Origin of the sequence: Nostoc sp. DedQUE02, from assembly GCF_034531035.1 — a bacterium.
Classification (GTDB): domain Bacteria; phylum Cyanobacteriota; class Cyanobacteriia; order Cyanobacteriales; family Nostocaceae; genus Nostoc.
In genome coordinates this window covers 432,207-452,713 of sequence record NZ_JAVRBY020000001.1, presented here as the reverse complement: position 1 = coordinate 452,713, position 20,507 = coordinate 432,207, and the positions used below count along the sequence as shown (strand labels likewise).

Sequence of the window (20,507 nt, the reverse complement as noted above, 5' to 3'; positions counted from 1 at the left end):
TTAAAACTATCTTGATTCTAACTTTAATTCCCATTCCAGCAGATTTTCATCCTTAGCAATTTGTTGCATTCCCAGTTTTTCCAAAATGCGAATCGAGGCAACATGATCGTCTGGAGAATGAGCGATAATTCTCTTGAGTTCTGGCTGAGTAAAGGCAAAATCGACCAGTGCTTTTACTGCTTCAAAAGCAAATCCCTGCTGGCGATAAGCTGATAGCACTTCATAACCCATTTCTACAGTTCCTGCGCGATCGGGTTTGCCAATAAAACCTAAATCGCCAATTAAAGTAGAATCGGCAATGTGAATCATTAGCCAGACACCCCAACCCAACTGGGAAGGATCATCTATTAGCATCTGAGCATACATTGGGAAAATATCTAACACCTCAGATGCATACCAATCATCAGGAACTCGTACCCCCAAAAGCCTCTCTACTTGGGTTTTATTGCTTGTCACAACGGCTTGCGCCACCTCCAAAGAACAGGGAAGCAACTCAAGTCGCTGTGTTGTGATGTGTAAACTATGATTCATTACACGTTACTTGTGTCAGCATAACCTTGGATATTTTCTGGATCAAACTGACGTAATATTCGGGTTGCTTGTCGAGTGAGAGTTTCCGAACCTTGAACTGTAACTAAGTATTTACCCGCATCTAAGCGATTGCGATAAGGTAAAGCATCACCACTACCTACGAGTAAACCAACTCCGCCACCGACAAACACACCACCCATAGCACCACTAGCAGCACCCAAAAGCCCGCCAATTATGTGATTACCAACTTCACCCGCCCAGGCAAAAGTATCTAAACCAGTGATCAGGCTGAATGTAAAACCTGCAAAAAAGCCAAATGGTATCAGCCAGGTTGCCATCAGTTTTGCTTGCTTTTTAGCTTGGTCTTTGGGGTCAATTAAGCCAAACTCGTCAGCTGTTTTATACCCTCTCCCCAAGATAGTACTGTTTATGCCTTCTTCTTCTAAAGCTAAGTAAGCAGCTTCGGCTTGAATGCGGTCTGGTAATACGGCAACAAGGTAATTCATTGATTTTACAATTTGTCTAATAGAAGTTTTGCCTTAATTAACAGCGTATCAGTCCTTGTCAAATCAATCTTGCATTGGGTAGGAGTAGAGACGCGATTAATCACCTCTGTACAAGAGTTAGGAGTCTTACTCCTCAATGCTAGCTCTTAAGGAACTGGGGGTTAGGTCTGTATTGAACTCAACTGCAAGCTGCGGCAGGCGTAGCCTGCCGCAGGTATCGCACAAATAAAATGTACATCTGATCACTTTAGCGAATCTAGTGGCTCACAAAAATTGTTCACGCCTTGTTTGAGGACATAAATCAAAACTGGTGTTGCTAAAATTTTAGGAAACGTGGGCATTGTTTTTAGACGTTCCATCATCTTTTGAGGTGAACTGTTTAGCAAATCTTCCCGATATTCTTGTTCACAAATGACCGCACGCCATTTTCTCGCCAAAGCATCTAACCACTCGGCATTTGCTCTTTCTGGTTGTTGTCCGGCGCGGATAGCTAGCGTCATTGCCGCATCTTCTAAATCTCCATCACAGTCTTCAATTAAATCCAGCGCTTCCATATCGCTGGGATCTTCTGCCAATTGAGAACGAAACTGTGCAATTTCTTGAGATGTTACTTGAGTCATGAGTCTTTGACAAGGCTAGCGATGCCTACGGCGGTAAACTACGGACATTCAGTTATGCTACATCATTTCACAAAATTGCTGTTAAAAATAGGTTTTTCAGGGCGCTTTCAGAATTCAAAATCCGTCTTGGAAGGTTGAGCTACTGCATTGCATGGTTCTTTCGGCTTGTTCGGTTTTCGCATTGCGACTGTTTTAAAGCAATACATCTGTGTTCTCTGCGCCTCTGTAGTAGCTACGGCAAGTTGCTGACGCTCCTTCTCTGCGAGACGTTACCGCTTCGCTAATGCGTCTACGTTAAAAAAATTGACTTTTACAAAAGATTATTGTAGATACAGCAATTCATCGCGTCTCTTGCCTTAACCGAACAGTATTGCGGGTGGGGTTATCTGTTGCAAACATTTTTTGAATTAGTATTAGATGAAAAAATAAGTTCAAAGCCTCATTTTTCAACAATTACATTGAAAAATGAGGCTTTTATATATTTTTAATTGAGAGATGAAGTCAGCAGTACTAGCGTAATCCTCTGAGGGTAACAGACCGTTGTAACTGAGCTAAAGCACGATTGTAATCCAAAATTGCTGTGACTCGATTACCTTCAGCTTGTGTGAGATCGTTTTCAGAGTTAATTACATCAGTTTGAGTGCCTACACCAGCTTGGAATCGCAAACGCGCTAAACGTAGAGCTTCCCTAGCTTGTTCTAAAGCGGTATTAGCGGTTTGAACGTTGGCCAAACTAGATTGCTGGGTAGAATAGGCTTGTTCTACCTGAAAGCGAATTTGGTTGCGCTGTTCGGCAAATTGAGTTTCTGCGATCGCAATATTAGCTCTAGACTGATCTGCCCTTGCTTTTGCTGCTCCGCCATCAAACAAACTTAGGGTTGCCCTAACTCCGAATGAATAACCATCAGTAACACTGACATTATCATTGAACTGGTCTAGCAAGTCGTAGCTAGCGACCAAACTAACTTGAGGCCCCAGTTCCGCAAGGGCCTGCCTACGCTGTTGCTCATAAGTATTGCGTTGTGCTAACTGTTGTTGCAATTCTGGACGATTTTGATAAGCCAGCACAATACTTTGTTCTAGCGTTGGGTTCCAAAGACCAGCTAATTGTACAGGGTCAGCAGCACTGATATTTATCGACTGCGGCAAACTTATCCGAGTTGCTAATTGACGACGGGCTATTGCCTGCTGGGATCTAGCATTAGTCAAATTTTGTTGGGCATTTGCTAAATTCACCTGCGATCGCAACACATCAAACCGCGTACCAACCCCAGCTCGCTCTAAAGCTTCTGCATCACGCAAACTAGCCTCAGAGTTCACCACAGCCGACTGACTAATGCGTACTTGTTCATCCGCTTGTTGCAGATTGTAATAGTCAGTGGCAACATTCAGACGGATTGTCTCAGACTGAGTTTCTACAGCTAACTCATTGAAACGTACCTGTTCTTCAGCCGCTCTGACGCTAGCTTGCACTCTCCCAGAAGTATAAATGTTATATGAAAGTTGTGCTTGACCAGAAAAAGATGTACTGGGTTGATCTTGGTTAGAAGGAATGCCATTTCGAGCGCTTAATTCGTCCGTCAGCTGACTGCCAGAAGACTGACTACGAGTAAGATCCGTGCTAATTCCCAGAGTGGGCAACAAAGCAGCTTGCGCCTCGCGTAGAGCCGCTCGATTGCGTTCTAACTCCAATAGAGACACCTGTAAATCCCGATTATTACGCCGTGCTAACTCCAAAGCCTGTGCCAAAGTAATCGGCTGATTTCCCTGAAGTTGCACTTCCTCGGGTTTGGTGGGAAACTGCAAGGGATTTGAGCTAGGAATCAGATTCTCTGGAATTTGCACCCGCCCTGAGGGCGCAGGAGTGACAGCTCCCGGTACAGTGGTAGGTTGCACTGAACCCCCTGGTATAGGAGTGACAGTTCCCGGTACAGTGGTAGGCTGCACCGAACCCCCTGGTATAGGAGTGATAGTTCTCGGCACAGTGGTAGGTTGCACTGAATCCCCTGGTACAGGAGTTACGGTTCCTGGCACAGTGATAGGTTGCGCCGAATCTGTCGGAATCTGGGTATTACTCTGAGCCACGCGACCAATAGGATTTTGTTGTAAGCAGGTGCTTGAGGCCAGTAGCAAATTAGCCAAAGAGTCAGTTTTGCTTTTTTGCAGCTCCTGTGGACACCTCTGCGCTGACAAAAGTTTTGCTGCTCCTCCACCTGGGACTGAAGTTTGTAAAAATGTTTGTAACTGAGTAGCAGTATTTATCTTTTGAAGCACTGGTTGCTGTGCAGAAGACAGGGACAAAATTTCTTTTTGAACAGAAGAGGGTTTTGAAGTGTAGTTAGGAACTAGTATCTTCTTTAATTTCTGCCCATTCAGGTCTGAATTACTCGGTTTTTGGTCGCTTTGAGCAAAATGGCTGACATCTGCTTCCTGGGAAGAACTAGAGGTAGGTGTCAAACTCAAAAATCTAACTTCATCTTTCTTAAGTACTTGTTTTATGGGCACAACAGTATTTTCAGCCCTAAACACTGGAATACTGTTATTACTTAAAGGCTTCATACTAAGTTTAGTGAAACCGAAAGCAGGTACTAGGGTTGGAACACTAACATTTGCACCGTTATGCAGTTGCGTATTCACAATGCCCCCAACTAAGTCTTGACCATAAGTAGAAGTCAAAACACTAGGAGAAGAGGTCAGTTGTACCCCAGTTAGTTTTACAGTACCAGCGCAAGCTGGCTGAGTTGTTAAAACTGCTGCTGTCACACCAGGCAATAAGCTATGAAATAATTGCTGTCCTTTCACCGCATCCCTCACACGAAAATCAATCTAGCGGCAGAAAACCTTTCTTCACCACAGAATATAGCACGATACTAAATTTAGGAAAGAATATACTACGATACTAAATTTAGGGTTCGGAACTCTGTTTGTCTTCAAAACGTCTAACAATGCGAGAAAGTTCCGCCTTTTCATCGATACTAACGCGAGTAGGAGCACCGCTAATAATCCGTTCGTAGTTTCGGAATGAATCTTTGATATCGGGCCCGTCAGCAGTAATATTATACTCACGAATGCCCTTATCATGCCAAGACCCGCGCATTTTAAAGACGTTAATTGCCCGCGACATTTCTCCACGAATTTCTACGTACTGTAGCATCAAAATTGTATCGGTAATCGTGGATATATGAGAGTCAGTAATCGAATGTGCTCCTAGAAATTGGTCAGTTGTATTGGTAAAAAAACCAGTAATTTCTTCTTGTTTAGCATAACCCGTCACACCAATTACAAACTGCCGAAATGCATTGTTGCTCACTCCTCTAGCTAGTGCTGAAAGGGAATCAATAGCGATGCGAGCGGGTTTGAAGATAGCAATTTCTGATTTAATAATTTGTAAGTGGTCTTCTAAACCAGTTGATTCTGGATAGGTACAGATTATTTTGAGTAAACCTTGATGTTCTAATTCTTCAAAATCAATTCCCCAAGAGGAAGCATTACGAGATAGTTGGGCGCGTGATTCTTCATAAGCAAATAATATTGCTTGTTCTCCATTGAGGCAGCCATCTTGAATAAACTTACTTACTAACAAGGTTTTGCCAGTTCCTGTAGCTCCGGTTGCCAAAATAATTGAATCTTTAAAGAAACCACCACCACACATTTCATCTAAAGTTTTGACACCAGAAGATACCCTAACATTAGAAGATCGTTGAGTTAAACGCATTGCTCCCAGTGGGAAGATATTAACTCCTTCATTAGTAATCGTGAAGGGATACTCGCCTTTCATGTGAGTTGTACCGCGCAATTTGAGAATTTCAATTGTGCGACGGCGGCGTTCTCCTTCTAAAACGTTGCGAACAATTACTACATTATCAGAAACAAATTCTTCTACTCCGAAAGAGGCAACAGGCCCATATTCTTCACTACGTTCAGTGGTAATTACAGTGGTGACATTCAGTAGTTTTAGACGTGCTACCAGACGAAAAATCTCGCGTCGCACTACTCCCATCGCTTCATATTGCTGAAATACGGCTGTTATTGAGTCGATTGAAACTCGTTTAGCTTTGTATTTGCGGATGGCATATTGCAAGCGCTCAATGAGTGCAGAAAGGTCAAAATTCCCAACAATATCTTGACCTTCTGGATCGGGAGATGCATCAAGAATAAATAACTTGCCTTCTTCGATGAGGCGTGGCAAGTTCCAACCAAAAATGTTGGCATTTTTAATAATATCACTAGGTGATTCTTCAAAGGTAACAAATACTCCTGCTTCATCAAAGTAGGTGATACCGTTATAGAGAAACTGAAGAGAGAATAAAGTTTTACCTGTGCCGGAGGTGCCGCTAATCAAGGTAGTTCTACCAATTGGCAAACCACCATGACTAATATCGTCAAAACCTTCGATCATTGTCCGAATTTTTTCTAAACCCCCAATTTTCGGTGGTTGTTTTAGTTCTAGTTGTTCGTTTTCACTCATTGCTTGATAATAAATTGGGATGAAAACCTGTTATTTTACTAAAGTAAGTTAAGTAAGTTTTTATTCATTTTTTATAATGAAAATTTTACTCTTCAAAATCTTCTTCACTCAATTCTTCATAGAGCAAATCTAATCCAATCAATACTCTTTCTCTATCTGAAAGATCCCCGATAATTTTCCGAACGGGTGGAGGCAAAATTTTAGATAATGTCGGCGTTGCCAATATTTTATCTTCTTCCGCTAGTTGCGGGCTTTTCAGTACATCAATCACTTTCAAAGCATAAACACCTTCAAATTCCTGTTCTAAAATATCTTTGAGTGTTTTTAATGCCCTAACTGAATTGGGGGTGTTACCTGCTACGTATAGCTTAAGAACGTAGGTTTTTCTAAGTTTATTCATACATTTAATAGCTAGTCACGATCATATAAATACAAGACCTTTCATGTAGTATTGAGAGGAACTAACAGCAATAGCTTGTTTTAAGTTAAACATTGATGAATTTAATTTATTTAGAACTCGAACTTCGATAGATTTCACAAAGATGAGCTAAGATATCTATTAACGTTAGACGGTAATCAAGTAACGTTTCATTGCTCCTTCCTTCTAATTTTAGCTGGGTAGAAAATTCTTCAATTACCTCCATGTGAATTTCAATTATTTGAGGCACAGGAATATTAGCATAAAATATAGTATTGATAAATTTATCAATTTTATCTTTGAGTGTTTGATCTGTGCTAAAATAATCTATAAGAATTAGGCTATAATCTAATTTAAGCTGTTTTAATAATCCTTGCTTTTCTGCTGGAGTCATCTCCTGAAAATGCTGTTGACTTTTTTGCATCTGACTGGCAAATACATAAACGTAATTGTCAGTGTATGCCTTAGTTGGGTTTTGTTGCAGCCAATTTGGTAAGTAATTAGTTTTTACAGTAATATTTACAGCAACAGGTAGGTAGGAAAATTGGGCAATAATCGCGTCAATCCAGTTCCATACCCACGTATTCAAAGCTTTTCGGTTGGCTAATTCAATCAGGTTATCTAAACATTTGTTAATATTAGGTTGCAGAATCAATATCGGTAATAACATTTATTCTTGAATCTATCTCCTCGATCGCCCTGACTAAGAAACATGGGCTGATAAGTTTTGCTAACGCTTCTAGGGGAATATTAGGTGTGCAAGAAGCTACTGATTCCACCTCAAATAATGCTCTGTGTTAGCAGATAGTGCTAGCTACTCAACAACAAGAGTGCAGGAACTGAGTAATAAGACTTAGTAGGTCTTTGATGATCGGGTATTTATCGGCATGGCTAGACACAGTAGCTACTCTATTATTTCCATATCTATCTATTTATATAGATAGATTTTTGATTTTGCTCCTTGATAAGATACTTAAACGAACTTAAAGGATTGTCGCATTCTAAATCATTATAATTCCTCAAGGTTCTAAAGCGAATCTTTGGGGCCATAATTGTTTTAGCTGTCGCTATCGAAGAGGAGTTTAAATACCAGTAAGACACTGGGGAGGCTAGTTGCTAGAAATGAGAAACGTCGCCTCTTAAAAAATGCACTTGTCAGCAAGCAAGTATCCGTGAAGGGAAATCCCGTTGCTTTAATGGCGTTGAAATAACCAGAGTTGCTTATATGAGTCTTCTTAGAGGATATGACTTCAGGCGAAAAGACCATCAACTGGCAGATGGCAATGCCGGAGGGTTCCACAGGAAGAATGACCCCCAAAGCCCTATGTTAATGCTAGATTACCCGCTTTATGACTTTCAGGCAACCGTACCTAGCTGCCTCCAAACAAGTTCTCTGGCAGTGGTGTTAGAGATTTTTGAGCAACAGCAGTGCGATCGCTTGGTAGTAGTGAATCAACAGCAATGCCCCATCGGATTGCTGTATTCTGCCCGTTTAATCCCAAAATTATTAGCACATAGTGACGATAAAAATTTCAATTTACACCAATCGCTCTCGACTTGGGGTCAAGGTCTAATTGAGCCGATACAGACAATATTAGCTTCTGAGCGTGTAGAGCAATTGAGCTTGCACTTGTGTTATCCCGAAGCGGAACACCAGAACTTAGATTGGGCACTGATTGACTTTGATGGTCGATATTTGGGGCTGCTGGATAGTTCACGCTTGTTGCGATCGCTGGCTAAGGAACGCATGGCTGGATTACAAAGCTCAGGCATCCACAGGTCGCGCCATGAACCAAATGAAGCCAAGTCATTAGGACACCAGCCACTGATACACTTGCTAGAAAGACTGCCTTGGCCTTTGATGTTGCAAACGGGTACTGGCGAGGTGGTAGCGCGAAATCCCGCTTGGTGGCAGCAATTAGGAACTTTAAAAGATCCAGAAGGAGTTAGGCAACAAGTGGAGGCAATACTTGTTTCTAACAGCTCCAAAATATCAGAATATGCCACCCAACGAGCAATCAAGGTTCATCCCAATGGCAGGGAAAATGAGGATGGTGGTGAAGAATCGGCCCAGCAAGAAGCATCACCAGAAACTGCATACAGTCGATGCTATTTAGATAGTCAAGTGGGTACTTGTACCTGCGTTGTGGAAGTGCAAAATGGTCAGGAGCGAATCTGGCAGTTTGCCAAAATTCCCTTAGATAGTCCTGAGTTTCAAGTCATGAGTGCTGAAAAAGAAGTTGCACTCAGCGATGATTTGTGGTTAGTTTTAGCTACTGATGTGACTGAGCAGCAGCAGCTTTGCAAAGAACTAGCAGCAAAAAATGCCGATTTAATTCAACTAAATCGCTTGAAAGACGAGTTTTTAGCTTGCATTAGTCATGAACTTAAAACTCCCTTAACTGCCGTTTTAGGATTATCGCGCTTGCTAGTGGATCAGCAGTTGGGAGAACTCAACGAGCGTCAAGCCCGTTATGCGGGGCTGATTCATCAAAGCGGCCGCCACCTGATGAGTGTGGTGAATGACATTTTGGATTTGACCCGGATGGAAACGGGACAAATGGATTTGACGCTAACTCCGGTGAAAATTCAGACTGTGTGCGATCGCGCTCTCTCCGAAGCCAAAGCTATCCACACTCAAACCACCAAAGCGACATCGGCCTCAGCACCTGCAAATGCCCCTTCATCTGCTCCCCAATTCTGCCTTTCCATTGAACTAGGCTTAGATCAGATGGTGGCAGATGAGTTGCGCTTACGCCAGATGTTAGTACATCTACTTTCCAACGCCTTTAAATTCACCGAAATATCTGGCGAAATTGGGCTGCGGGTAAGTCGTTGGGAAGGATGGATTGCCTTTACCGTTTGGGATACAGGCATTGGCATTCCTGAACACCAGCAACACTTAATCTTTCAAAAATTCCAACAACTAGAAAATCCCCTCACCCGCCAATTTGAAGGCACTGGTTTGGGGCTGGTATTAACCCGCGCCTTAGCTCGTCTCCACGGAGGAGATGTCAGTTTCTTATCCCGTGAAGGAAAAGGTAGCCAGTTTACCCTACTTCTGCCGCCCAGTCCTCCAAAAACAGGCTTTTCTGAACCAGATATGGGCATCAGAGAAGACGAGGAGACACGATTCCAACAGACACGAGAAAACTCCTCAGCAGCTCGTCCGCATATTAGTACGCCCACACAGCATCATCTTGCCAGTTCGCAACGGTTGGTCTTAGTAGTCGAGGCAGTAGCCCGATATATTGAAGACTTGACCGAACAGCTCAAAGGTTTAGGATATCGGGTAGTGATTGCGCGATCGGGAACAGAAGCAGTTGAAAAAGCGCGGCGCTTGCAACCAATAGCAATATTTTTGAATCCGTTGCTACCTCTGCTCTCAGGCTGGGATGTGCTGACTTTGCTGAAATCTGACACCGCAACCCGTCATATATCTGTAATTGTGACAGCGACGGGAGCTGAAAAGGAGCAAGCATTTGCTAATCGAGCCGATGGTTTCTTAAGTTTGCCAGTCGAGCATCAGGTCTTGACACCGGTTCTCGAAAAATTATGTACTGTACAAGCAGTTCCACAGCAAGGGTTAAACAAGAGCGCAATTATCCCTACAAAAACCCCACTGCGAATTCTCAGGTTGGTGAATCCCCAGTTAGAATCGGTCAATCCCCACCCCTCACTTCGAGAACATCGGGTGATTGAAGTAGATGACTTAGATCAAGCAGAACTTTTGGCGCGGGTATGGCAGTTTGATGTCATTTTGCTAGATGTCGAAAGTACCACCGCCCAAATTTATCTGCAACAACTAATTGGACATCCGCGTTTGGCGGCTATACCACTGGTTACTTGCGATGTCGCAACCACCCTAATAGCTTCTAAAATACCAGGGTTATCTGTATTTCCTTACTTAACACCATTTGCTAAAGACAAAAACAGTCGCACCGAGAAAACAGATGCCTTACTATCAGTACTAGAAATTGCTTCTGGTATTTGCTGCCCTCCCAACATCTTAGTGGTGGATTTGACAATGCTGCGGGATATTCCACAGGTAAGACGCAAGCCAGCTAAGGGTTATCGGACTGAAAAAAATTGCTCAATCAGTAGTGAAACTGCTGAACGCGGATCTGAGTGGTTCCAAGCTTTAATTCAATACCTCCAAACAGCAGGCTTCAAAGCGGCAATGAGTCCTTGTTGGGCAGAAGTGTTACAACAAATTCGCCACCAAAGCGTTGATTTACTGCTAATTTGTTTAGGAGAATCCGCCATCCACAAAGATGTACTCAAAGCCTTGAAAACATTGGCAGATTCGCCTTTAAAGTTACCACCAATTTTGGTATTGAATCAGCGATTAAATCGCCCAGAAATCAGTTTCCAGAGTGGGGTAGCTTATAAGGAAATTGACAAGCAGAAGAAGAATAGTGTGGAATCGATAGAAACTGTCGTTGGTGCGATCGCTACCCAAATATTACCGCGCTCAATATCAATGGAAGACCTATTAAACCAGATTAATCAAGCTTTAGCTGTCAATGGTTACAATGACAAATGTTAATCATGATTGAGAATAATATTTGGTGGCGATGTCTACAAGGGGCTATTCGGCGTCGCGATGATTCCTGTCTCTTCTCAGTAAATATCTGATGTGCCAGTTGCAAGAACAGAATCTATGCTCGAAGCTTTGTTGACAAAATTATTTATCATTCAGTCAAATTTTACACCATAAATTAATCCATTCCAATTTCGGATTAAACTGTCCAATGCGACAGTAATATGGTGTTATTTTTCAGTAGTTAATGAACAATGCGATCGCTAATTAGGATATGTCTATTTTTTCATTTTTCTTTTTCTTAAAAGGAACTCGAACCAAATTATAAGCACCCTTCGTCGATAAACTCTTGTAATCGTCGGGCTGTAAGTCCATTTGTAAAAACTTTTTCTGTTCAGCCAACAGCAGCACTGAGGCAGGTTTTAGTCCTTTGGCAGCCTGGTTTTTAATATGCTCTATCGCCTCTTGGGGAAATGCCAAATAATTTACATGAATGTGGCTGTAAAATACCACACTAGGCTTTTTGAAGCCAAGCATGATCAATTCTTCATTTGGTTGTTTTGTTTCTAAAATAACCGCAGACAATTCCCTTAAGGGTAATTGACGTTCTCGATCAATAAAGAACGAAGCAGGCGTTAAAACAAAAATTATAAACGCCACAAACCCAATTAAATTAATGCTGATAATGTAGTTCCAGCGACGACTTAGTAAAAAACCCGCAACTAAAACAGCACAAATTAGCCAAATTATACCCGCGATTACTGGTAAACCAGATTTTTGAATTAGTTCGTGGAAGTTACTTATAGCTGGATCAGTACCTAATATTTGGGTGATGTTAAACAGTGCTGTTGCCAAAACTGATAAAAATACTACATTCACCCAACCACTGATTCGCAGCAAAGACGCGGAGATGGACGGAGTGTGAGAGGGGGAAACTGGAATTGTTTGCCGTGTCTCTGTATCTGAAAAAAGGTCGCTCCACACCAGGGCTACTAGGATTGCTGCTGCTGGCATTAAAGGTAATACGTAGCTAGGGAGTTTGGTGACAGCAATGCAAAAAAAGGTAAAGATGCTAGCAAACCAGAACCAAGCAAATAAACCAAATTGCTGAAAACGTTCAACAGATCGCCAACGCGATCGCTGCCAAAACTTTAGTCTGATTATAGAGGCTGGTAAATACACTGAGTATGGTGCAAAACCCAATAGCACGATTACAAAATAAAAATACCAAGGTGCTGAGTGACCATTAACTACTTCTGTAAAGCGTTCCAGGTTGTGATAACCAAAAAAGGAGTTAATGTAATTCCAGCCATTGCGCCAAATCACTAAAGCATACCAGGGTACTGACAAAGCGATAATTATCAGCATACCTACGAGAAGGCGCATTTCCCGCAATACCTCTCGCACTTTACCCATGTAAAGCAAAAAGGCGGCAACAATTATCCCCGGCAAGACAATTCCCACTGGCCCCTTAGTCAAAATTGCGGCAGCAATCAGCACGTAAAAAGCTAAATACCACTTATTAGGGAATAGGGCATGGGGCATCCCTTCGACTTCGCTCAGGGCAAGTGGGGATTGGGCATTGGTGATTAATTCTGCTCCCCTGCTCCCCTGCTCCCCTGCTCCTCGGTCACTGAGCGTAGCCGAAGTGCTGTTCTCCTGCTCCCTGCTCCCTTCCTTCCCTGCGTACCCTAGAAAGAAACATAACAAAGCTGATGCCATGCATCCGGTGAGTAGCATATCAGAGACACCCGTTCTCGCCCAAATAATAGTTTCGGGATTGAGTGCCATGAGCGCTGCTGCGATAAAAGATATTAAGTAGCGCCGAGTCGGACGTGAAACTTGCTCTAATTCGTCTTGTTTAGCCAAATACCACTGGATGGTGTAAAAAGCTAAACAAACTAAGCCGAATGCGGCGATCGCTGAAGGAAGACGTACTGCCCACTCATTCACGCCAATCAGATGATATGCGATCGCCTGACACCAGTAAATTAAAGCTGGTTTATCGAAACGAGTGTCACCATTGAAAAATGGGGTAATCCAATCACCTGTGACGAACATCTGGCGGGAAGCTTCGGCAAATAACGGCTCTGTCTCATCAATCAAGCCAGTATTACCCAAATTCCACCCAAAAGCTATCCAGCCAATCACTATCAACCACAAAATCGACACAGTTACACCAAGGGCTGGATTTTTTGCTATTTTGTTGAACCACTGATCAACAGTGCGCTTAACACTCAATTTCATTGTCATTTAGTCAATAGTCAACAATCACTAATCAATAGTCGTTGGTTATCTATTTTTTGTTCTTCGGAGTTTTCAATTCAAGAATTTTCCTCTACTCGTTACTCAACACTTTACCAACTGTAGGGTAAGCATGTAAAAATAAAGGTTCGAGCGAACGGTAAACAATGCCTACCCTAAAAAAATTGTTTCCGCACTGGCTCAACCTTAGTAGTTCGCCAAGGGAACGCAAGCGGGGTAAAGGGTAAGGGGTAAGGGGGAAAGGTTTTAAATCCCTTACCCTTTTCCCTTTGCCCTTTTCCCAGCCCTCACAAGCGCATTTTTGGGTTGGCAGACCACTAGCTATCGGCTCATAGCAGTATTTATTGACTCAGCACTAGTTGCCATTCTTTGTTTTTGGAATCCCACTTAGGTAATTGAGTTTCGCCGACAACATAGGGGCCCCAGTAACGGCGGGAACCATCTTGTGCAAAAGCAACTAAAATATCTCCCTTCTCCAGTTTTAAATTATTCTCAGGTAAGGATAGAATCAGTCCCTTCTCACTGCCTTCTTGGGGAGCAAAATCCCAATGTGCCGGTAGATCGTATTGACTCTGTTTAGTACTAGAGCCTTTTGCTACCGATCGTGCTAGTAGAGCCAGCCGCACAGGCTGATTTGTTTGATTGCTCATTCGCAAAGTCCCTTGAGCCTTGGCAGTGCTTGCTGATTTATCACGATTTGCCAAGACAGGATAAGTCTTCTCTTGACTGCTATGTTCTACTTGATTGGTTGGGGTAGTTGCTGGAGTAGATACACGAGTGGAAACATCTTTTTCAGGTAAAACAGAAGTTGTCTGCCACTCTTGAGTTTCTATTGGCTGTTGTGAAGATGTATCTGGGTTTGTGGACTCAAAGGACACACTAATTCCAAAGCATCCAACCAAAGTAACAAGCAGTCCCAAGCAAGAAGCTGTAACACCGATGTTACGATATACTGAGGATTTCATATTGATAGTTATTAGAAATAAATATTTTGTTTAGGCTTGACCAAATAGTAGCCTATTATCCCAAAAGGAAATCATAGAAAATAGCCTAATATCGGCTTTCCTAAAATTAAAGATACCAATGTATGATAAATATCATTTTGATTAGAAAACATTTCGAGGAAATAATTTCTTTAATGTTTGATAAACAAAGGGTATAGACATCAATCGCTTTGGATTTTAACCGTAGGTATGGATAAAAATCAGATAATTTGATACCTATCCAGCCAATTCATTTTTATAAAACAAATAAAACTTTCCTGACACCGCTACTGGCCTCCTTTGCTAAACGTCAGATAAATCTAGGTGGTATATTTTATCGAAACAGAATTCAGTTAGAACCCCATTAAATCTACATATTTAGTGGTCAACAAGACAGTGGCGGGTCTGAATCCCCCACTGATTGATTCTGACTTCTGAATTCTTCTTCAACTTCTGCTATGAAAAGCTACCTTAAGAGGATATTTAGAAAGTGCCTGCTGATATAGCAAGTTCTTAGAGATACCTCCTTCCTAAATTTATAGAAGTCCCTTGTGTTGTTGAAAGACGCTACGGGTAGCTTACTTTCGTATAGGTATACAAGTAAGCAAACCCGCTTAACAGACTAGCTTCCTCTCAAAAAGGGGAATTTTGAATGATTTTCCCATTTATTAAGGCTTGCTCACTGGGATCAAACTAAATATTTATAATTTCCAAACATCCTCTAAGAAACTGTACTTCTCTGAAGATGATAAAATGGTCGAATTTGAATAAACACTGGAAATCCAGTATATATCTACAATATTAACAAATAAGGTGATGCTAAAACCAATATCCGCCTTAATTTAATATAGATATATTTCAAGATATCTTGACTTTCTCCCCGAAGTCCCTTTGATGCAAAATACTCGTCTCAATAACTTGTTCGATGCCATTGCTACACGCTTTGGGCAATGGTTTTTAAATCCTTGGCGGCGACTATCGTTGCTAATAATTAGTTTTTTGTTCGGTTTTTTTCTGGGAAACGCAGTTTCTACTACAGCCGGACAACGGGCAGAGTTAGACATTGTGGCAGCTGGTTTTTTAGTGTTGTTGACAGAAATTACCAGCAGAATATTTTATAGCCGCAGCTTTTTGTCAAGGCGATCGCTTTTGGTAGACTCACTAAATCTGCTCAAAGTTGGTTTCATCTACAGCCTGTTTCTCGAAGCCTTTAAGCTGGGATCGTAGCGAGATGAGGAATTTATGAATTTGTGGCTGGGTGAAATTTTGGCAACGGATGCGGTGGGGGAAATTTGGCAGCAAGCCACAGAAGCAGCGCTGGCAGATAAATTAAGGGCTAAAGCTTTTGGGATTGCGCCGGAAAATGTCGATGAAATAATCAAAAAGCGATCGCATCTACTAAAATCCGTCTTTCCAGCTTTTAGCCAATTCTGCCAAACTAGCCTCAAAATCGAACCCCAGGAAATGTTACCAGTTTTGTGGGACTTGTGGCTTCCTTTGGGAATCAAACTAGCATCGCAGCGCCAAAAATTGGGACGCCCTCTAATTCAGGGAATATTGGGAGGACAAGGCACTGGTAAAACCACAATGTGCAAAATTCTCAGCTTGATTCTCAATCGCTTGGGATATCGGACTGTGAGTCTATCTTTGGATGACTTATATAAAACTTACAGCGATCGCTTGCTTTTAACACAGCAAGATCCCCGGTTGATTTGGCGCGGCCCACCGGGAACCCACGATTTAGACTTAGGCTTAAATGCACTAGACCAAATTCGCCAGTCGCAAAGTCCAGTGATGCTTCCCCGCTTTGATAAATCTGCTTACGGAGGCGCTGGCGATCGCACTACTTCAGAAATGATCACAGGTCTAGATATTGTACTATTTGAAGGTTGGTTTGTGGGTGTGCGACCAATTAACGAAGATTTATTTGATACTGCACCATCACCAATTATCACAGATGAAGATAAAGCATTTGCGCGTGAGATGAATCTTCGCCTCCACAATTATTTACCGTTGTGGGAGCGGTTAGATAGTTTGATTGTGCTATATCCAACCGATTATCGCTGTTCCTTGAAGTGGCGCAAACAGGCGGAACAGCAGATGATTGCGGCGGGGAAATCAGGGATGAGCAATGCAGAGATAGAGCAATTTGTCAATTATTTTTGGCGATCGCTTCACCCGGAATTATTCATCAAGCCGCTAGTAAAAGATATGACAGTGGTTGATATGGTGATTGAGATCCATGCCGATCATAGCTTCGGTGAAGTCTATTGCGATCGCGCTGATTCGTAGTGGTTCTTGCTTGGATGCAATAGAGTTTTTAGCTTGTCGTTAAACATTCCCTTTAGTGAACACACCACGCCTACACCAGTGCATCATCTTACTGTTGTTTACTTCTGTCATCCAGCTAAAGCCATAACGCACCCCAATACGGTTCGGTTAAAGGGGAAAGGTTTTGAATACATCCTTTACCCTTTACCCTTTACCCTTTACCCTTTACCCCTTACCCTTTCCCCAGACCACAAGGAAAATGAAAAATGCTTATCCGAACCGGATTGTAACGCACCCGATGAGAAATGGCCTAAAAAATAAACTACGATAAAACTATCGTAATAGTGTATTTTAAAGATTATGAGCAATACTAAAAAAGTTAGTGACGACTTGAGCGCCGCCGGACAGCTAACTTCTGAGGAGTTAAAACAGTTAGCCAAAGAGGGATTTAAGTCAGTGCTGAACCTGCGTTCTCCCGATGAAGCAGGTTTTCTGACTGACGAACAGCAGCAAGCTCAAGCGGCTGGACTGCAATATGCCAATATCCCATTAAAACCTTCAGAAGCAAATCAAGAGCAAACAGAGTTAGCAATTCAGGAGATTGAAAACTTACCCAAACCAATTTTAATTCACTGTGCTGCTGGAGCAAGGGCTGGTGGTATCGCCTTGATTGCCAATGCGATTAGTGAAGGTCTGACTTATGAGCAAATTAGTCAGAAAGCGCAAGAGCTTGGTTTAAACTTAGAACAACCCCACCTCAAGCAATTCCTACTAGAAAAGTATATTGCCAAGCAGAAATGACTAACTCAGCACCAAGTCGTTTGGGTGAACTTGCCAACCTGTTTTTTAAACTGGGCATCATCGGCTTTGGGGGCCCTGTTGCTCATATAGCAATGATTGAAGATGAAGTGGTTAAGCGGCGTCAATGGTTGACAAGAGAGCATTTTCTGGATTTGCTGGGTGCAACTAACCTAATTCCTGGGCCAAATTCCACAGAAATGGCTATCCATATAGGATACATCTATGCAGGATGGCTGGGGCTGATTGTGTCAGGTGTCTGTTTTGTCTTACCTGCGGTTCTAATTACTGGTGGGTTTGCTTGGGTTTATGTTGCCTACGGTACTCTACCCCAAATTGCTCCCTTACTTTATGGGATTAAACCGGCTGTTTTAGCAATCATTATTAATGCCCTGTGGGGCTTGGCAAAAAAGGCTGTAAAAACTCGCCAATTATTAGCGATCGCTTTCGCTGTGGCATTGCTGACATTGTTATTGAAATTAAATGAAGTAATTGCCCTATTAATTGGCGGATTGCTGGGTATGGTTTGGTTACATTCTGGCGAGAAAAACGATAAACCAGGAGATAAAGCCAACTTTCTGATTGCTAGTCTCAGCACAGGTGCGACATTGAAAGCATCAACTGTACTTGCGGCATCGGTAACTACTGTAGCCAACGTTTCTTTATGGCAGTTGGGTTGGTTTTTTCTGAAAGTCGGTAGTGTCTTGTTTGGTGGTGGCTACCTTTTAGTGGCTTTTCTGCAAGGGGGATTAGTTCAAGAATACGGCTGGCTGACACAACAGCAGTTATTAGATGCGATCGCAATTGGTCAATTTACCCCTGGGCCAGTACTTTCCACTGCTACCTTTATCGGTTATGTGATTGCAGGCATACCTGGCGCAATTGTTGCCACAATCGGAATTTTTCTACCTTCTTTTGTTTTCGTTGCTGCCCTGAATCCCCTAATCCCCCGCTTACGAGCCTCTTCTTGGACTAGAGCATTTTTAGATGCTGTGAATGTCAGTGCTGTAGCACTAATGGTTGTGACTACTCTGCAACTTGGAGCAGCAACTTTAACATTACCACAAGCCCCATTTGTAGATTTTCTCGGCTTGGCGATCGCGATCATCTCAGCCATTTTAGCCATTCACTTCCGCATCAATGCTGCATGGCTAGTCTTTGGTAGCGCCTTCATTGGATGGGGTGCTTCACTCTTGGGCTACACTCGATGAAATTGCAAGTATTATAAATTACTAATATATACTAGTTTAAGTTTATACATTTATTCATTTAAGTGTATTTTTTGACTTAAGTTTTCTATCCTGTCTATGACTCGAATTGATAGAGATTTTTCTGATTTTTACGGCTTAAATAAGTCAAACAATAGATAGATTAAATCTTGCTTTCAAACTATTTTCATGTGATAATCACCATTAACTCCGGCAAATACATAGATTTTTAGTAGTTTAGGGTCATAGTTGAAAAATTCAGCTAGTCATCTATTTAAAAATAGTCAATGATATAACTTCCAATACAATACTGCACGCTTTGTGCATTTTTAACTCGGAATTGGGTAAGGGGAAAAGGTTACTGGGTTTAGGTTAAAGGTTTTTTCTTTCCCATTTCCCCTTCCCTTTTTCCCTAAAACCCGACAAGTGTTGACTTCCAATACTTATCGGGTTTTGGGGGAAAGGGACTCATGTTAAAAGGGAAAAAACCTTATATATCGAGCCTTATACTCCTTTTCCCCAAACCCAATTCCCTTTAACCGAGCAGTATTGATATCACTTCCAATCACTGACTAACTTGTGTAAATAAAGTTAACTTAAATTAAGGTGAAATATGTCAATTCAAGACACAGTATCTAATTGGGAACAACTGTTAGAAATTGCCCAAAAGAATACCCCTGCTCGACGGGTGCGTAGACCAGGGCAATCTCCTTCTACTGCTCCCATCCCTAGCAGTCTCCATAAACTGCCACCAGATACAGAACCGTTAGTACTGCTTTACCGCGATACTAACTCTTGGTGTCCATTTTGCGAACGGGTTTGGTTTGCTCTCGAAGAAAAAGAAATTCCTTTTGCAACTGAGTTTATCGACTTGACTAATAAGCCTAAATGGTATACAGATTTAGTTCCCACAACCCTTGTACCGGCGGCGAAAATTGAGGACAAGTTAGTTTATGAATCTAAAGACATTCTCTTAGCCTTAGAAGAACGATTTGGGCCAACCTTGCTACCTGAAGACCCAGAGGAAAACGCTGTTGCTAGACAGTGGCTTGAGGATGCTGAAACCAATGGTGTCAGAGATATTGCCTATAAATTTCTCAGACAAGCCCCAGAAGATCCTGATGAATTAGCAAGCTTACAGGCAGCTTTTGAAGCGAAATTAGACGAACTAGAGCAGCTTCTCGGAAAGTATCCTGGCCCATACTTTTTGTCAACATTTAGCGTGGTAGATATTACCTATAGTCCGCATTTAGACAGATTGGCGGCTAACTTACCCGTTTATCGGGGATATCATCTCAAGGGAAATCCCCGATATCCTCGGATCAACGCTTGGTTTGAAGCACTCAAACAACGTCCCGCCTATCACCGCGTCAAATCGGATGATACCACCAACAATTTACTTTTGCGTCGTCGATGGGGCGTGACACCAATCGGTAATCCTTTGCCCCCTGACCCAGCTATTAGCCAAGAAATCCAATTTCGGGCAGAAGCGGCTGAGAGGCTGACTGATAACCGAGAAGTTGCTTTAGGAGACATCCTAAAAAATTCCGGGGTGCAAGCATTAGCAGTCAATGGCGACACAACAGCCGTTAAAGAGGCGGTTGATTTTCATCTCAGATTGCTGGCGGACTATCTCATCAATGGCAATGGTGCAGCATTACCGTGGGGACGCGTGGGTGGTAAAGACAATGCCGATCCGACTGCGGCTGCGGTTGGTGCGATTACACTCGCTTATGTAAGAAATCGCATCTGTGCGCCACGGGATATGAGTGCTGGTGCTGCAACTGCATTCCGGGCAGCAGCAGATAAAGTGTTGGCATCTCTTTATTAGTTTATTAGCGATCGCATTTCCAAGTCATTTCCAAAAAAATGTAGAGACGTAGCATTGCTACGTCT

The 20,507-nt window shown here is 42.4% G+C and carries 15 protein-coding genes; 6 read left to right on the top strand and 9 right to left on the bottom strand.

Annotated features, from left to right (window positions below; translation table 11 throughout):
• Positions 1-6: 6 nt before the first annotated feature.
• The 7 genes from RMX98_RS01910 to RMX98_RS01880 form a co-directional block, all read right to left on the bottom strand.
• Positions 7-531, bottom strand: coding sequence for a GNAT family N-acetyltransferase (locus tag RMX98_RS01910; RefSeq protein ID WP_322680570.1), 525 nt, complete (start codon positions 529-531; stop codon positions 7-9).
• Positions 531-1,037, bottom strand: a complete 507-nt coding sequence (locus tag RMX98_RS01905; protein ID WP_322680571.1) for a hypothetical protein — start codon at positions 1,035-1,037, stop codon at positions 531-533. The genes RMX98_RS01910 and RMX98_RS01905 overlap by 1 nt, the downstream gene beginning before the upstream one ends.
• Positions 1,038-1,279: 242 nt before the next feature.
• Entirely contained in the window at positions 1,280-1,657 is a 378-nt protein-coding gene (locus tag RMX98_RS01900) for a hypothetical protein (protein WP_322680572.1), read from the bottom strand.
• A gap of 510 nt (positions 1,658-2,167) precedes the next feature.
• A complete protein-coding gene (locus RMX98_RS01895) occupies positions 2,168-4,459 on the bottom strand; it encodes a TolC family protein (RefSeq protein ID WP_322680573.1) in 2,292 nt (763 codons plus the stop codon).
• A gap of 103 nt (positions 4,460-4,562) precedes the next feature.
• Positions 4,563-6,125: a circadian clock protein KaiC gene (kaiC, locus tag RMX98_RS01890; protein ID WP_322680574.1), complete on the bottom strand. Its 1,563-nt coding sequence runs from the start codon at positions 6,123-6,125 to the stop codon at positions 4,563-4,565.
• 85 nt (positions 6,126-6,210) lie between these two features.
• Positions 6,211-6,525, bottom strand: a complete 315-nt coding sequence (gene kaiB, locus RMX98_RS01885; protein ID WP_322680575.1) for a circadian clock protein KaiB — start codon at positions 6,523-6,525, stop codon at positions 6,211-6,213.
• 106 nt (positions 6,526-6,631) lie between these two features.
• Positions 6,632-7,213, bottom strand: a complete 582-nt coding sequence (locus RMX98_RS01880; RefSeq protein ID WP_322680576.1) for a KaiA family protein — start codon at positions 7,211-7,213, stop codon at positions 6,632-6,634.
• Between the two features lie 654 nt (positions 7,214-7,867).
• Here RMX98_RS01880 and RMX98_RS01875 point away from each other — a divergent pair.
• Complete coding sequence (locus tag RMX98_RS01875; protein ID WP_322680715.1) at positions 7,868-11,092, top strand: hybrid sensor histidine kinase/response regulator; 3,225 nt, start codon at positions 7,868-7,870, stop codon at positions 11,090-11,092.
• Positions 11,093-11,353: 261 nt separating this feature from the next.
• On the opposite strand, the gene RMX98_RS01870 is transcribed toward RMX98_RS01875, so the two are convergent.
• Positions 11,354-13,339 carry a glycosyltransferase family 39 protein gene (locus tag RMX98_RS01870; protein WP_322680577.1) on the bottom strand — a complete coding sequence of 662 codons (1,986 nt, stop codon included), beginning with the start codon at positions 13,337-13,339 and terminating at the stop codon, positions 11,354-11,356.
• 353 nt (positions 13,340-13,692) lie between these two features.
• Entirely contained in the window at positions 13,693-14,316 is a 624-nt protein-coding gene (locus tag RMX98_RS01865; RefSeq protein WP_322680578.1) for a hypothetical protein, read from the bottom strand.
• Between the two features lie 912 nt (positions 14,317-15,228).
• Here RMX98_RS01865 and RMX98_RS01860 point away from each other — a divergent pair.
• The 5 genes from RMX98_RS01860 to RMX98_RS01840 all read left to right on the top strand — a co-directional run bounded on the left by RMX98_RS01860 (position 15,229) and on the right by RMX98_RS01840 (position 20,442).
• The gene (locus RMX98_RS01860; protein WP_322680579.1) at positions 15,229-15,561 is read left to right on the top strand and encodes a DUF565 domain-containing protein; all 333 of its coding nucleotides are present in this window, start codon (positions 15,229-15,231) and stop codon (positions 15,559-15,561) included.
• Between the two features lie 15 nt (positions 15,562-15,576).
• A complete protein-coding gene (locus RMX98_RS01855; RefSeq protein ID WP_322680580.1) occupies positions 15,577-16,626 on the top strand; it encodes a glycerate kinase in 1,050 nt (349 codons plus the stop codon).
• 339 nt (positions 16,627-16,965) lie between these two features.
• Entirely contained in the window at positions 16,966-17,406 is a 441-nt protein-coding gene (locus RMX98_RS01850; RefSeq protein ID WP_322680581.1) for a beta-lactamase hydrolase domain-containing protein, read from the top strand.
• Complete coding sequence (gene chrA / locus RMX98_RS01845; RefSeq protein ID WP_322680582.1) at positions 17,403-18,614, top strand: chromate efflux transporter; 1,212 nt, start codon at positions 17,403-17,405, stop codon at positions 18,612-18,614. The genes RMX98_RS01850 and chrA overlap by 4 nt, the downstream gene beginning before the upstream one ends.
• A 610-nt stretch (positions 18,615-19,224) precedes the next feature.
• On the top strand, positions 19,225-20,442 hold the full coding sequence (locus RMX98_RS01840; RefSeq protein WP_322680583.1) for a glutathione S-transferase family protein: 1,218 nt from the start codon (positions 19,225-19,227) through the stop codon (positions 20,440-20,442).
• The last annotated feature ends 65 nt before the right edge of the window (positions 20,443-20,507 follow it).

What these genes read in the sequence shown, in the direction of transcription:
- RMX98_RS01910 (WP_322680570.1), bottom strand. Translation starts at nt 531, where the DNA reads ATGAATCATAGTTTACACATCACAACACAGCGACTTGAGTTGCTTCCC.
- RMX98_RS01905 (WP_322680571.1), bottom strand. Translation starts at nt 1,037, where the DNA reads ATGAATTACCTTGTTGCCGTATTACCAGACCGCATTCAAGCCGAAGCT.
- RMX98_RS01900 (WP_322680572.1), bottom strand. Translation starts at nt 1,657, where the DNA reads ATGACTCAAGTAACATCTCAAGAAATTGCACAGTTTCGTTCTCAATTG.
- kaiC (WP_322680574.1), bottom strand. Translation starts at nt 6,125, where the DNA reads ATGAGTGAAAACGAACAACTAGAACTAAAACAACCACCGAAAATTGGG.
- kaiB (WP_322680575.1), bottom strand. Translation starts at nt 6,525, where the DNA reads ATGAATAAACTTAGAAAAACCTACGTTCTTAAGCTATACGTAGCAGGT.
- RMX98_RS01880 (WP_322680576.1), bottom strand. Translation starts at nt 7,213, where the DNA reads ATGTTATTACCGATATTGATTCTGCAACCTAATATTAACAAATGTTTA.
- RMX98_RS01875 (WP_322680715.1), top strand. Translation starts at nt 7,868, where the DNA reads ATGTTAATGCTAGATTACCCGCTTTATGACTTTCAGGCAACCGTACCT.
- RMX98_RS01870 (WP_322680577.1), bottom strand. Translation starts at nt 13,339, where the DNA reads ATGACAATGAAATTGAGTGTTAAGCGCACTGTTGATCAGTGGTTCAAC.
- RMX98_RS01865 (WP_322680578.1), bottom strand. Translation starts at nt 14,316, where the DNA reads ATGAAATCCTCAGTATATCGTAACATCGGTGTTACAGCTTCTTGCTTG.
- RMX98_RS01860 (WP_322680579.1), top strand. Translation starts at nt 15,229, where the DNA reads ATGCAAAATACTCGTCTCAATAACTTGTTCGATGCCATTGCTACACGC.
- RMX98_RS01855 (WP_322680580.1), top strand. Translation starts at nt 15,577, where the DNA reads ATGAATTTGTGGCTGGGTGAAATTTTGGCAACGGATGCGGTGGGGGAA.
- RMX98_RS01850 (WP_322680581.1), top strand. Translation starts at nt 16,966, where the DNA reads ATGAGCAATACTAAAAAAGTTAGTGACGACTTGAGCGCCGCCGGACAG.
- chrA (WP_322680582.1), top strand. Translation starts at nt 17,403, where the DNA reads ATGACTAACTCAGCACCAAGTCGTTTGGGTGAACTTGCCAACCTGTTT.
- RMX98_RS01840 (WP_322680583.1), top strand. Translation starts at nt 19,225, where the DNA reads ATGTCAATTCAAGACACAGTATCTAATTGGGAACAACTGTTAGAAATT.